This window comes from Veronia nyctiphanis, assembly GCF_004116385.1.
In the GTDB taxonomy this organism is placed as follows: Bacteria; Pseudomonadota; Gammaproteobacteria; order Enterobacterales; family Vibrionaceae; genus Veronia; species Veronia nyctiphanis.
Genome location: NZ_PEIB01000023.1, coordinates 63,447 through 77,789 on the forward strand (window position 1 = coordinate 63,447; position 14,343 = coordinate 77,789).

The window sequence follows — 14,343 nt, forward strand, 5'->3', positions numbered from 1 at the left end:
CATGACCAAATCTACTTCAAATGGCCGGCCCGAAATGCCTTTGTCGGACATTATTGCTGTTGTGCCTGCCGCTGGGGTGGGCAAGCGGATGAAATCCAGCATCCCTAAGCAGTACCTGAAAATTGGTGATAAGACGATACTTGAGCACACCGTACTGCGACTGCTTGACCATCCATCAATATCCCACGTGGTTATTGCAATCAGTGATGGAGATGAGTATTTCTCTCAAACTTGCCTAAAGCATCATGACCGCGTTCGCATCGTTAGTGGCGGAAAAGAGCGCGCTGATTCCGTTTTGTCCGGCTTAAAATCTCTACAAAACACCGATTGGGTCATGGTGCACGACGCAGCAAGGCCATGCGTGGCGTTAGATGATATTGATGCGCTGATTGCAGAGGCAACAACCCATGCTGATGGTGCTATTCTTGCCTGCCCGGTGCGTGACACCATGAAACGAGGCTCAGCGACAGGCGAGATTAATGAAACTGTCTGCCGCGAGCAGCTCTGGCACGCGCTAACGCCGCAAATGTTTAATTGTGGCCAGTTGTTGAAGGCGCTTGAAGATGCTCTCAATAAAGGCCTGCCGGTGACTGATGAGGCTTCTGCTATTGAGCTCTCAGGCAGTTCGCCCAAGCTTGTCACTGGCTCTGCAAGCAACATTAAAGTCACTCAGCCAGAAGACCTGGCATTGGCTACTTTTTACCTTTCAACTGCTTGTCCACAAGCCAGCAAATAACGAGGAAGTATAATGATTCGTATCGGACATGGTTTTGACGTCCATAAATTTGGTGGCGAAGGCCCGGTAATCATCGGTGGTGTACGTGTCCCTTATGAGCAGGGCCTGATCGCGCATTCAGATGGCGATGTTGCATTACACGCTTGAGTGATGCCTTGTTGGGTGCAATCGCTGAAGGCGACATTGGTCGTCATTTCCCTGATACCAGTGATGAGTGGAAAGACGCTGACAGTCGCGCTTTATTGCGCGACGTCTACGAAAAAGTAAAGGCGAAGGGATATGTTATCGGCAACCTAGACGTCACTATCATGGCGCAGGCACCCAAAATGGCACCACATATCGAGGTCATGTGTCAGGTGATTGCTGAAGATCTTGATACTGCGATTGGCAATGTGAATGTTAAAGCAACCACGACTGAACGCCTCGGGTTTACTGGCCGTAAAGAGGGGATTGCGTGTGCAGCCGTGGTATTGCTGCAAAAGGGTGACGTATGACAGATGTAATTGCGCCTCTTGCTTATCTTCACGGCAAGCCAACGGCAACAGGCACACTGAAAACGAAACCTGAACATTTTTTCGTCAGCGAGACATTGGCTTTTGAGCCTGTTGGTCATGGTGAGCACTTCTTAGTTCGAATTCGAAAGATAGGTGAGAACACCAAATACGTTGCCAATGAGTTGGCAAAAGAGTGCGGCGTTAAATCCCGTGATGTCAGCTGGGCGGGCTTAAAAGACCGTCATGCGGTGACTGAGCAATGGTTCAGTGTTCACCTTCCGGGGAAAGACGAACCAGACCTTTCTCACTTTGTGGCTGAACATGAGGGTGTTGATGCGGTACTTGCGACGCGCGCCACGACAAGAAACTTAGGCCGGGCGATCTTACTGGCAACCATTTTACGCTGGTGGTGTCAGACTTCGAAGCCAATGGCGATATTCATTCACGTCTCGAAGCCATCAAAGCGCAGGGCGTACCCAATTATTTCGGTAGTCAACGCTTTGGTCGAAATGGGAATAATGTCACTTCGGCCCGAGAGTGGGGGCAGGATAAATTCCGCGTGCGCGACAAGAGCAAACGTAGCTTCTATCTCTCAGCTGCACGCTCCTTTCTTTTCAATCAGGTTGTGTCAGCCCGTTTGGAGAACAGCACATTTACAGCCCCCTTATTGGGTGATTTGCTGGTTGATAGCAGTGAAACGTTGCAACTGGTTGAATCCACCGAAAACGCAGTTTCGCAAATTCAATCCGGTCAATGGAAGATAACCGCGCCGATGACGGGTGATAATGCGTTGCCAACGGCTCAAGACGCACAAGCTCTTGAGCAATCAATTGTTGACCAAGAGCCCGACCTTCTGAAGGTAATTCGAGGTAATCGCATGCGCCATGAGCGTCGAGCGATGCGCCTTTATCCAAAGGAAATGCGCTGGGAAGTGGCAGAAGCGTCATTGTCGGTATCATTTTTCTTACCAGCAGGTAGCTTTGCGACTGCCGTGATGCGTGAAGTGATTGAAAACCATGAAGGGGAACAGGATGCGAATTTTAATCAGTAACGACGATGGTATCTTTGCAGAAGGCATTAATGTGTTGGCGAATGTGCTATCAGACATTGGCGATGTCACCGTTGTTGCGCCGGACCGAAATCGCTCGGGTGCTTCCAACTCATTAACCTTGGAGAGCCCACTTCGCATTCGTGATCTGGGTGAGCAGAGGTATTCGGTTGAGGGTACACCGACAGACTCTGTTCACTTTGCGTTAACTGAGCAGCTTGATTACAAGCCTGACTTTGTTGTTAGCGGCATCAATCATGGCGCAAACCTTGGCGATGATGTTCTCTATTCCGGAACGGTTGCTGCGGCGACAGAAGGTTTCTTTCTGGGCATTCCATCTATTGCGGTGTCTCTGTGTGGTGATACACACTTTGAGACGGCTGCTCTGGTGATAAAAGCAATGCTGAATCAAAAATCTACGTTGAATTTCCCTCAGAATAGAATTCTCAATGTTAATGTACCTGACTGCGAATTCGATCAAATTCGGGGATGGAAAGTGACGCGCCTCGGTGCCCGACATCGGGCGGAAAACATGATTTGCGAAACCGACCCTCGAGGCAAACCCATTTATTGGATTGGACCTCCCGGCGAAAAGCAGGACGCAGGCGAAGGAACAGATTTTCATGCAGTTGAAAATTACTGTGTATCAATCACACCGCTTCAGGTGGATTTGACGGCCTACGAGAGCATGGATCGCTCGCGAAATGGATAGACAGCGTAAAATAAAAGGTGAGAATTCAGTGAACAGCAATGCACTTATTCAGCTGTTGAGTCAGCAAGGTATCAAAGACATGCGTGTTCTTGAGGCAATGTCACGTTTACCACGTCATTCATTTGTCTCCGAAGCGATGTCGCATCAGGCTTATCATAACAACGCATTGCCTATTGGGTTTGGACAGACAATCTCTCAGCCTTACATCGTTGCTAAAATGACTGAACTTCTTCAATTAAAAAGAGAAAGTCGAGTCTTGGAGATTGGTACAGGCTCAGGTTATCAAACCTGTGTATTGGCTCAGTTGGTTGATCAGGTCTTCTCGGTTGAGCGCATTAAGCAGCTACAAATGGTGGCCAAGCGTCGTTTCAAACAACTTGAGTTATATAACATTGCGACAAAGCATGGTGATGGTTGGAAGGGCTGGCCTGCCAAAGGTCCATTTGATGCAATTATTGTCACTGCAGCAGCAGAAAGTATGCCAGCAGATCTTTGTAATCAATTAGCTGATGGAGGGGTCATGATCATCCTGTTGGTGACACTGAGCAAACTCTCTATAAGGTAACCAGACAAGATGACGACTTTGCCACTGAGGTAATAGAGGCTGTGAAGTTCGTTCCATTAGTTGCCGGTGATTTAGCTTAGGAGAGCCCAATCAGGTGGCAAAATTAAATAAGTATAAAATTCTTATTAGTCTAATTATATTGGTGCTTTGTTCTGCCTGCACCATTTCGTCACCTGCACCTGTTAACGGCCTTCACTCAAAGTATAAAGACCAAAAGCGTGGTACGTATCGAGGGAGCTTTTATCAAGTTCGAAAAGGCGACACGCTATACTACATCGCGTATATCACTGATCGTGATGTGAATGAAATCATACGGATAAACCATCTCAAACAGCCCTACACTATTTTTCCCGGCCAGAAAATACAACTTTGGCATGAGAAGTATCGCTCTCCTGAATATGGCACCAGCATCGCTAAAGCCCCTGTAATTGCTGGTTCTTCGACCGTTTCTGCCGTGGCGGCCGCACCAACAGTAGCATCTGCTGTTTCTTCGTCTGGGGAACAAAAATACGCGTCGAAAAAAAAAAGTCGGGATCTCAATCTCAAAATACGAAAAAAGTTGATCCACCAAAGTCAAAAGAGTACATTCGACCTAACAAAAAAAATAACACCGTTAACAAAAAGTCAACAACTGCTAAAGCTCCCGTTGATAACAAGACAAAACCCACCAGCCAAAAAGTTGTATGGTCGTGGCCAGTCAGTGGTCGGGTCTTAGAGAAGTTTTCTAGCTCAGAGCTGGGTAACAAAGGGGTTGATATAGCGGGAAAACGCGGACAACAAATAAGAGCGTCTGCTGATGGCAAAGTAGTTTATGCCGGTAATGCACTCAGAGGTTATGGAAACCTTGTCATTATCAAGCATAACGATGATTTCCTCAGCGCTTATGCTCACAATGACCGCATATATGTAAGCGAAAAACAAAGCGTTTCCAAAGGGCAAAAAATAGCCTCGATGGGAAGCTCAGGTACCAACACCGTTCGTTTACACTTCGAGATACGCTATAAGGGAAAATCGGTTGATCCGTTGAGGTATTTGCCAAGGCGATAAATCGAAAAGTATCTTCTATTGCTATGCCATATTTGGGAGGCGCTATGAGTCAAAACAATACTGCAAAAAAAGTCGATGCGATCGATGAAGATGTTGATATTGAATCGTTGGCCATAGATTCAGAAGAACTGAATGATGATGCAGCCACAGCGGCGGCGGAAGAAGCATTATCTTTCAGCTCAAGTAACAAAGCACTGGACGCGACACAACTTTACTTAGGTGAAATTGGTTATTCTCCACTCCTTACTGCAGAAGAAGAAGTGCTGTATGCACGCCGAGCTCTGCGTGGCGACGAAGCCGCTCGTAAGAGAATGATAGAGAGTAACCTCCGTCTGGTGGTGAAAATTTCCCGCCGTTATTCAAATCGCGGTTTGGCATTATTAGACCTTGTGGAAGAAGGCAATCTAGGCCTTATTCGTGCTGTTGAGAAATTCGATCCCGAGCGCGGTTTCAGATTCTCGACCTACGCGACATGGTGGATCCGCCAAACGATTGAGCGCGCCATCATGAACCAAACGCGTACCATTCGTCTGCCTATACACGTGGTTAAAGAGTTGAACGTCTATCTGCGAACTGCTCGAGAGCTGGCGCAAAAGCTTGACCACGAGCCGACCGCTGAAGATATCGCGATGAAGCTCGACAAGCCTGTTGAAGACGTCAACCGCATGCTCCGCTTGAATGAGCGTATGAGTTCGGTCGATAACCCAATTGGCGGTGACTCCGAAAAAGCGCTTCTTGACATCATTCCTGACGAGAAAGAGAGCGGTCCTGAGAATACAACTCAGGATGAAGACATGAAGAAGACGATCGTGCATTGGTTGCAGGAGCTGAATCCAAAGCAGCGTGAAGTATTGGCACGTCGTTTCGGCCTTTTGGGTCACGAAGCTTCAACGCTTGAAGATGTTGGTCGCGAAATTGGTCTGACACGTGAGCGTGTTCGTCAAATTCAAGTGGAAGGCCTGCGTCGTCTGAGAGACATGTTGACGCATGAAGGTTTGAGCATAGAATCACTTTTCACTGCTGAGCAGTAAGCAACACACACTTTTTAGCATGCTCCAAAACTGAAAAAGCCCCTAGCGGGGCTTTTTTGTTTGTCACCAATACCTTTTTTATTTATAGCAACGCTTTGAGACGATAGAGCGCATCAAGAGCCTGACGAGGGGTAAGCTCGTCTGGATTCAATCTGGTCAGTTCTACTTCTGCTTCACTGGGCTCTGGTATCAATGAAAGTTGTGCTTGTTGACCTGTCTGATGATTTTCGCCCGTTACTACTTCATGGCCACTGGCTTCCAACTGACGCAGTTTGCTTTTCGCACGACTGATAACTGTTTTTGGTACACCGGCTAAACCAGCGACGGCTAAACCGTAAGATTTACTGGCAGCCCCTTCCTGAACGGCGTGCATAAAAGCAATACCATCACCATGCTCCATCGCATCCAAATGAACATTTACCAATCCCTTTACCTGCCCAGCTAATTCAGTAAGCTCGAAGTAGTGAGTGGCGAATAAGGTCATAGATTTTAGTCTCTCCGCCAGCCATTCGGCACTTGCCCATGCGAGAGACAGGCCATCATAGGTGCTGGTTCCACGGCCAATTTCATCCATGAGTACCAAGCTGTTCTCAGTGGCGTTGTGCAAAATATTCGCTGTTTCTGTCATCTCGACCATAAAGGTTGAACGACCAGACGCCAGATCGTCAGATGCGCCAATGCGGGTAAATATTCTGTCTACCGGGCCCAGAGAGACAGCGTCAGCTGGAACGAATGAACCGATGTGAGCCAATAGCGTTATCAGCGCAGTTTGGCGCATGTATGTTGATTTACCGCCCATGTTAGGGCCTGTGATAATTTGCATCCTGCGTTCTGATGAAAGAGAAGTTGGGTTGGCGATAAATGGCTTATCCAGCACCTGTTCGACCACTGGGTGTCTTCCCGCTGTGATCTCAATGCCCGTTGTTTCTTTCAATTGTGGGCGGCAATAGTTAAGTGTCTCAGCACGTTCAGCGAGGTTGGCTAATACATCGAGGCTCGATAGCGCTTCGGCCGATTTTTGTAATGCTTCAAGATGTGGGAGCAGTAAGTCAAACAGTTCATCCCACAATTTTTTCTCCAAGGCCAGCGCTTTGGATTTTGAGTTGAGCACTTTGTCCTCATGCTCTTTAAGCTCTGGGATGATATAGCGTTCAGCGTTTTTGAGCGTTTGTCGTCTTACGTAATGTGGCGGTACCAGATGGCTTTGCCCTCGGCTCACTTGGATATAGAAACCATGGACATTATTAAAACCGACCTTGAGTGTATCAATGTCATGTCGGTCTCGCTCACGCGCTTCAAGCTCTTCAAGGTATCTGGTGGCGCCGTCAGCGAGCTCTCGCCACTCATCAAGTTCTGCATTATAGCCGGGTGCAATGACGCCACCGTCGCGAATGATAACGGGTGGTGCGTCTATGATCGCTTGCTCCAATAACTCAGCCAGTTCAGGCATGGGTTGACTGGCGGCCTTGAGTGGTGACAAGGCTTGATCCTCAATTTCCTCAAGAAGGCTCGACAGTTCTGGAAGTTGTTGGAGTGCCGCGCGTAGGCGTGCAAGATCTCTTGGACGCGCAGAACGAAGTGCTAAACGGGCCAGAATACGCTCCATATCTCCGATAGGGCGTAATACTTCTGCCAGCTCAACATACAGCCCTGTGTCTTTGAGCGAGGTAATCGCATCAAGACGACTATTCAGAAGAGGTAAATCACGGACAGGCTGGTGTAACCAACGTTTCAGCAACCGGCTTCCCATTGGGGTTGCTGTTTTATCTAAAACGGACGCTAGTGTGTTGTCTGTGCCCCCGCTGAGGTTTTGCGTCAATTCTAAATTGCGCCTAGTCGCGGCATCCAGAATAACAGCAAGGTTTTTGTTTTCTTTCACTAAGGCACGGATGTGTGGGAGTGCGGTACGTTGAGTGTCTTTGACGTATTGGATTAGGCATCCCGCTGCAGCAAGTCCTAGAGGGCTATCTTCAACGCCGAAACCGACCAGATCGCGGGTACCAAATTGTTGCGTAAGCTGCTGGCGGGCGGTATCTAAATCGAACTCCCATATCGGACGGCGGCGTTTGCCTTTAAATGCTTCTATCAGGTCAAGATTACCGAAGTCTTCCGGATAGAGGAGCTCCGCAGGACGTGTCCGTTGAAGCTCAGCCTGCATCTCTTCTTCCGTCGCTGGTTCCGACAGTAGAAAGCGCCCCGAGGTAATATCAAGTGTCGCGTAACCAAACTCATCACCTTTATTGAAAATCGCAGCGACTAAATTGTCCGTACGCTCAGTGAGCAGTGCTTCATCAGAAACGGTTCCTGGTGTTACGATGCGCACAACCTGGCGTTCGACAGGCCCCTTACTGGTTGCAGGGTCGCCAATTTGCTCACAAATAGCGACGGGTTCACCCAACTGTACCAGCTTGGCGAGGTAGCCCTCGACCGCATGATAGGGCACGCCAGCCATCGGGATAGGCTCACCGTTTGATGAACCTCGCTTGGTCAGCGAAATATCCAGCAATTGTGATGCGCGCTTGGCATCATCAAAGAACAGCTCATAGAAATCACCCATACGATAAAACAATAATTCATCAGGATGTTTGGCTTTGATCTTGAGATATTGCTGCATCATTGGGGTGTGATTTGCTAATGCTTGTACTGTCACTGTGTGGCCTGCAAGATTTAGTGAAATTTGGAGAGCAACAAGGATACGTGAATCCGGGGGATGGGGTAAAGTATCCAAGAAGGCAAGGCTTGCAATTCAATGGGAGACCACGATGAAAACACTGACAGATTTAGCAGTGGATGTTGGAAAACAGCTTGCAGCATCCGGACAGACAGTGACAACGGCTGAATCCTGCACTGGTGGCGGTATTGCTTATGTTTTGACGGAGGTGGCTGGCAGCTCTGGTTGGTTCGAAAGGGGTTTTGTTACGTACAGTAATCAGGCAAAAGAAGACATGGTGGGTGTCAGTATTGAGACGCTGGGCGCTAATGGGGCAGTGAGCGAAGCAGTCGCAGAAGAAATGGCCTCGGGCGCTCTAGCAGCCGCCAATGCGGATTTCGCTGTGTCTGTCAGCGGTATTGCTGGGCCGGGCGGTGGCACAAAAGACAAGCCTGTCGGCATGGTTTGTTTCGGCTGGGCGTTTAAAGATGGCAGAAGAATATCAGATACCCAGTACTTTGATGGTGACAGGCACAAGATCCGTGTGGCAACTATAGAGCATAGTCTGCGCCGTTTACTGTTTGAAATTCAGCAATAAAATCAGATCGAAAACACGAAAGATAAGAAAAGTTTTGTACAGAGCTAGACACTGTATAAATGGACAGTATACTTACACTCCATAAACAGTGAGATTTCATCTTCTAGCAAGCGAACAGCGTATCCGTCGGAGAATCAAATGGACGACAACAAACAAAAGGCGTTAGCGCGGCACTTGGCCAGATTGAGAAACAATTCGGTAAAGGTTCTATCATGCGCCTTGGTGATGATAAAACCATGGACATTGAGACGGTATCGACGGGTTCATTGTCTCTGGATATTGCGCTGGGCGCTGGTGGTCTTCCTTATGGCCGTATTGTTGAAATCTATGGTCCTGAGTCATCAGGTAAAACCACATTGACTCTTCAGGTGATTGCGGAAGCACAGAAACAAGGTAAAACCTGTGCCTTTATTGATGCAGAACACGCACTTGACCCTGTATATGCGCGCAAGCTGAACGTTGATATCGATAACCTTCTGGTATCACAGCCAGACACAGGTGAACAGGCGCTAGAGATTGCTGATGCACTGACGCGCTCTGGCGCGGTTGATGTCATCATCATCGACTCCGTTGCTGCTTTGACACCAAAAGCAGAAATAGAAGGCGAGATGGGTGATTCTCACATGGGTCTTCAAGCTCGTATGCTCTCTCAGGCAATGCGTAAGCTGACTGCAAACATCAAAAACAGCAACACCCTGATGATCTTCATCAACCAAATTCGCATGAAGATTGGTGTGATGTTCGGTAACCCTGAAACAACTACGGGTGGTAACGCACTGAAGTTCTATGCGTCAGTTCGTCTTGATATTCGTCGTATCGGTGCTATCAAAGATGGCGATGAGGTTGTGGGTAATGATACGCGTGTGAAAGTGGTGAAGAACAAGGTTGCTGCGCCGTTCAAACAAGCTGAATTCCAGATCCTTTATGGACAGGGTATTAACCTTTATGGCGAGCTGATTGACTTGGGCGTTAAGAACAAACTGGTTGAGAAAGCGGGTGCGTGGTATAGCTATAAAGGCGATAAGATTGGCCAAGGTAAAGCCAACGCCTGTAAATTCCTGAAAGAAAATCCGGAAATCGCACAGGAAATTGATAAAACACTGCGCGACATGCTATTGCAAACCGCTAACGCGCCGGCTGATGATAAAAACGAAGCTGAGCAGGCTGAGGGAGAAGCACTCTGACCCTGACTGCTCGAGAGCTTGCGGTGGGACTATTGTCTCGCCGCGACCATTCTGAACTGGAGTTGCGCCAAAAATTGGCCCAGCGACAGTGCCCTCCTGAAGACATCGATTTTGCTATTCAACACTGCCTTGAACACAATTGGCTAAATGACCAACGTTTCGCCGAGTCGCTATTGCGCCATGGCATTATGAAAGGGCATGGTTGGCAACGTATTTGTCTGGATGCCAGAAAAAAAGGGATTGCCCAGAGCTTCCTCGATTTGGCTCAAGAAAATGATCAGCATGATTGGTATGAAGTTGCCAGAGATGTTGCACTGAGAAAGTTCGGTGACCTTGAAGGCTCCATTCCACGAGTCGACATGAAAGAGCATGCAAAGCGCGTTCGTTACCTACAATACCGTGGTTTCAACTTTGATCAGATAAAATATGCGTTGTCGTCAGAGAGTGATGAAGACTGATCAAACCTCTTTCGTCTTGTAAGTGTGCCTTCCTCTTTCCGCCAATCATTTCCTTGTTTACAATGACATCCAAATAGCTGTGGTATCATAGCGTCTATTTTTCGCGTTTTACGCAAAACCGTTGTTTGTAGAACCCAAATTTTCAGGATTAGCCAATGTACATGAGCACTGATGAGATCCGCCGTGCGTTTCTCGAGTTCTTTGAAAGCAAGGGGCACCAAATCGTGCCCAGCTCATCGCTTGTGCCTGCCAACGACCCAACGTTGTTGTTTACTAATGCAGGTATGAACCAGTTTAAGGATACTTTTCTGGGGGCCGAGAAGCGCGCCTATACCCGTGCAACCTCTGCTCAGCGCTGTGTTCGTGCTGGCGGTAAACACAATGACTTAGAAAATGTTGGCTTCACTGCCCGTCACCACACCTTCTTTGAGATGTTGGGTAACTTCAGCTTTGGTGATTACTTCAAAGAAGACGCTATCAAATACGCATGGGAATTTCTGACTGACGTACTGAAACTGCCCAAAGACAAGTTGATGGTGACGGTCTACGCGACCGATGACGAAGCGTTTGCGCTTTGGAATGAGAAGATGGGTATCCCAGAAGAACGTATCGTGCGTATCGGTGATAACAAAGGTGCGCCGTATGCGTCTGATAACTTCTGGCAGATGGGCGATACCGGTCCTTGTGGGCCATGTACTGAAATTTTCTATGATCACGGTGATCATATCTGGGGCGGGCCTCCTGGTTCACCTGAAGAAGATGGTGACCGCTTCATTGAGATCTGGAACAACGTTTTCATGCAGTTCAACCGTCAGGCCGACGGTACTATGGAGCCCCTGCCAAAGCCCTCAGTAGATACAGGCATGGGTATTGAGCGAATCGCTGCGATCATGCAGGGTGTTCACTCGAACTATGAGATAGATATCTTCCAGACATTGATCAAAGAAACTGCGCAGGTTATTGGTTATGAGGATTTATCAAACCAGTCGCTTCGCGTGGTTGCAGACCACATCCGCTCTTGTGCTTACCTGATTGTTGATGGTGTGATGCCGTCAAACGAAGGCCGTGGTTATGTCTTGCGCCGCATCATTCGCCGCGCTGTGCGTCACGGTAATAAGCTCGGCGCGCAAGGTGCCTTCTTCCATAAACTGGTTGGCCCATTAGCAGAAATCATGGGTACAGCAGGCGAAGAGCTGAAAAAACAGCAAGCACTGGTCGAGAAAGTACTGAAAATTGAAGAAGAGAACTTCGGTCGGACGTTGGACCGTGGTATGCAAATCCTCAACGATGCACTGGAAGGCATGGACGGTAAAGAGCTTGACGGTGAAACTGTATTTAAGCTTTACGATACCTATGGCTTCCCGGCTGATTTAACCAACGATGTTGCTCGTGAGCGCGGTCTGACTATTGACGAGGCAGGCTTTGAAACAGCAATGGAAGCGCAGCGTCAGCGCGCGCGTGAAGCAGGCCAGTTTGGTGTTGATTATAACAACGTTATCAAAGTCGATGCGCCTTCTGAGTTCACTGGCTATGGTGCGACTCAGGGAACAGGTGTGATCACTGAGATTTATGTTGACGGAGAGAAAGCGGATGCATTGGCAACCGCAGATGAGGCGGTCATTGTGCTTGACCAAACTCCGTTCTACGCGGAATCTGGTGGCCAATGCGGTGATGCAGGTTTCCTGTTTACCGACCAAGGCAAGTTTGCAGTAGAGGATACCCAAAAGTTCGGTAATGGTATCGGCCATAAAGGTAAGCTGGTCGATGGAACGCTGACTACTGGTGAGAGTGTCAACGCAGACGTTGATGCATCGCGTCGTCAAGCAACGGCACTTAACCACTCTGCGACACACCTGCTTCATGAAGCACTGCGTCAAGTACTGGGTGAGCATGTTGCTCAGAAGGGGTCATTGGTTCGCGCTGATAACCTGCGCTTTGACTTCTCACACCTCGAAGCAGTGAAGCCTGAAGAGCTTCGTCAGGTTGAAGACATGGTGAATGACCATATCCGTGTTAACCACAGCATCAACACTGACATCATGGATATTGATGCAGCAAAAGAAAAAGGTGCGATGGCACTGTTTGGTGAGAAATACGACGATCAAGTCCGTGTTCTTACCATGGGTGACTTCTCTATCGAGCTCTGTGGCGGTACTCACGCCAGCCGCACAGGCGATATTGGTCTGTTTAAACTGGTGTCAGAGAGTGGTATTGCTGCCGGTGTTCGCCGCATTGAAGCAGTAACAGGTCAGGCTGCCCTCGACAGTTTCTATCAGCAGCAAAACGACTTCGCGACCAAAGCGTCTGAGACTCAGACCAAAGTTAAGTCACTTGAGAAAGAAATCCAATTACTGAAAGAGAAACTGGCTGCTCAGGAAAGCGCTGGGTTAATCAACAAAGTTCAGGATATCAATGGTGTGAAGGTCTTGGTGACTGAATTGAACGGTGCTGACAACAAAGCATTGCGTTCAATGGTTGATGACTTGAAGAACCAGATGGGAAGTGGTGTGGTGTTGCTTGGCAACGTGGCTAACGACAAAGTCGGCCTCATTGCCGGTGTCACCAAAGATCTCACTGGTAAAGTCAAAGCGGGCGAGTTGGTCAATATGGTTGCTCAACAAGTCGGTGGTAAAGGCGGCGGTCGTCCCGATATGGCGCAAGCTGGTGGCACCGATGTAGCAGCATTACCAGCGGCGGTTGCTTCTGTAAACGCTTGGTTGGCAGAACGTCTGTAAGCATTAAAATCAAGAAAGTGAAGCAAGATCAAGAAAGCTCCGTGTCACGGAGCTTTTTTTATTTTTCGTGAACACTATTTGCACTTCATCACATTATCTGTATAGTGCACACACTTAAAATTATGTGATGCATCGCACAATACGATGAGTGTGTTCTCAGCACAGTGCTCGGGTCGATGTTTTTCTACATCAACAAAACAAACGCCCAAAATGTGATACATATTTCAAGCGGATTGTCTAAGATCAATGTGAAAATTCTCATTGCTAAACTGGTGTTGCTCGCAGAAATGCGCCATAGTGGAGAATCAAGTAATAAGAAATGTGGGCTGACTTCACTATCATCATGAGACTCTGATGTTAGTGCCTTTTTTGCTGAAAAAACTTATTCAGCCTTTGAATTGCTGCTGCAGTTGGTCCACATAGCTGTGAAATGACGCTCAAGGGCATATTTGCTGGCCTAAATAGAAAGTAAGTTGTAATTACTCAAGGAGTAGAATAATGCTGATTTTGACTCGTCGCGTTGGTGAAACGCTGATGATTGGTGATGAAGTGACTGTTACTGTACTGGGCGTGAAAGGCAACCAAGTACGTATTGGTGTGAATGCACCAAAAGAGGTGTCAGTCCACCGCGAAGAAATCTATATGCGCATACAAGCAGAGAAAAGCGGTCAAAGCCAAGCTTCAGGTAATTTCTGAACAGATTTGTACCTCATATTTATTAAAAAGGCCGATTCTTTCATCGGCCTTTTTAATACCTCTAGTGTGTTCATTTTTAAAGCGAATGGTGCAACTAATGCACGATGATTTCAGGCTTTGGTTGTTAAGTGTCCAAACGCGCCGGTAATGTTCATTTTTACAGATAAAGTGTTTGACATATTTCTGGCTCAAAGTAATATGTGCCTCCGCAAGACGGTGAGGTGGCCGAGTGGCTGAAGGCGCTCCCCTGCTAAGGGAGTATGCGGTTTATCCCGCATCGAGGGTTCGAATCCCTCCTTCACCGCCATTTTCTTGCAACGCAATTTATTGCCTGCGCGTCCGTAGCTCAGCTGGATAGAGTACCTGGCTACGAACCAGGCGGTCGGAGG

General features: G+C 48.0%; 8 protein-coding genes, 1 tRNA gene and 5 pseudogenes. 13 read left to right on the plus strand and 1 reads right to left on the minus strand.

Translation table 11 applies throughout. The features are described from left to right. Nucleotide 1 precedes the first annotated feature (1 nt). From ispD to rpoS, 7 genes and pseudogenes are all read left to right on the plus strand, one after another. Entirely contained in the window at nt 2-736 is a 735-nt protein-coding gene (gene ispD, locus CS022_RS16575; RefSeq protein ID WP_129123211.1) for a 2-C-methyl-D-erythritol 4-phosphate cytidylyltransferase, read from the plus strand. A gap of 12 nt (nt 737-748) precedes the next feature. Further along, nucleotides 749-1,230, plus strand: a pseudogene (gene ispF, locus CS022_RS16580) (2-C-methyl-D-erythritol 2,4-cyclodiphosphate synthase). Beyond that, a pseudogene (truD, locus tag CS022_RS16585) lies at nt 1,227-2,281 on the plus strand (tRNA pseudouridine(13) synthase TruD). The pseudogenes ispF and truD overlap by 4 nt, the downstream one beginning before the upstream one ends. After that, nucleotides 2,262-2,990 carry a 5'/3'-nucleotidase SurE gene (gene surE / locus CS022_RS16590; RefSeq protein ID WP_129123212.1) on the plus strand — a complete coding sequence of 243 codons (729 nt, stop codon included), beginning with the start codon at nt 2,262-2,264 and terminating at the stop codon, nt 2,988-2,990. The pseudogene truD and the gene surE overlap by 20 nt, the downstream one beginning before the upstream one ends. Further along, nucleotides 2,983-3,635 (plus strand): annotated as a pseudogene (locus CS022_RS16595) (protein-L-isoaspartate(D-aspartate) O-methyltransferase). The gene surE and the pseudogene CS022_RS16595 overlap by 8 nt, the downstream one beginning before the upstream one ends. A 14-nt stretch (nt 3,636-3,649) precedes the next feature. After that, nucleotides 3,650-4,602 (plus strand): annotated as a pseudogene (locus tag CS022_RS16600) (peptidoglycan DD-metalloendopeptidase family protein). 44 nt (nt 4,603-4,646) lie between these two features. After that, nucleotides 4,647-5,633: an RNA polymerase sigma factor RpoS gene (gene rpoS, locus CS022_RS16605; RefSeq protein WP_129123213.1), complete on the plus strand. Its 987-nt coding sequence runs from the start codon at nt 4,647-4,649 to the stop codon at nt 5,631-5,633. A gap of 82 nt (nt 5,634-5,715) precedes the next feature. Here the strand turns inward: rpoS and mutS are convergent, their stop codons facing one another. Further along, complete coding sequence (mutS, locus tag CS022_RS16610; RefSeq protein WP_408057256.1) at nt 5,716-8,250, minus strand: DNA mismatch repair protein MutS; 2,535 nt, start codon at nt 8,248-8,250, stop codon at nt 5,716-5,718. 145 nt (nt 8,251-8,395) lie between these two features. Here mutS and pncC point away from each other — a divergent pair, with 145 nt between their 5' ends. The 6 genes and pseudogenes from pncC (at nt 8,396) to CS022_RS16640 (ending at nt 14,261) form a co-directional block, all read left to right on the plus strand. Beyond that, on the plus strand, nt 8,396-8,881 hold the full coding sequence (gene pncC / locus CS022_RS16615; RefSeq protein ID WP_129123215.1) for a nicotinamide-nucleotide amidase: 486 nt from the start codon (nt 8,396-8,398) through the stop codon (nt 8,879-8,881). 138 nt (nt 8,882-9,019) lie between these two features. Further along, nucleotides 9,020-10,065 (plus strand): annotated as a pseudogene (gene recA / locus CS022_RS16620) (recombinase RecA). Nucleotides 10,066-10,067: 2 nt separating this feature from the next. Next, nucleotides 10,068-10,523 (plus strand): regulatory protein RecX, encoded by a 456-nt coding sequence (locus tag CS022_RS16625; RefSeq protein ID WP_408057257.1) that lies wholly within the window; start codon nt 10,068-10,070, stop codon nt 10,521-10,523. 155 nt (nt 10,524-10,678) lie between these two features. Beyond that, on the plus strand, nt 10,679-13,258 hold the full coding sequence (gene alaS / locus CS022_RS16630; RefSeq protein WP_129123217.1) for an alanine--tRNA ligase: 2,580 nt from the start codon (nt 10,679-10,681) through the stop codon (nt 13,256-13,258). Between the two features lie 498 nt (nt 13,259-13,756). Continuing rightward, a complete protein-coding gene (gene csrA / locus CS022_RS16635; protein WP_129123218.1) occupies nt 13,757-13,954 on the plus strand; it encodes a carbon storage regulator CsrA in 198 nt (65 codons plus the stop codon). A 215-nt stretch (nt 13,955-14,169) separates the two neighbouring features. Beyond that, a tRNA-Ser gene (locus CS022_RS16640) sits at nt 14,170-14,261 on the plus strand. The last annotated feature ends 82 nt before the right edge of the window (nt 14,262-14,343 follow it).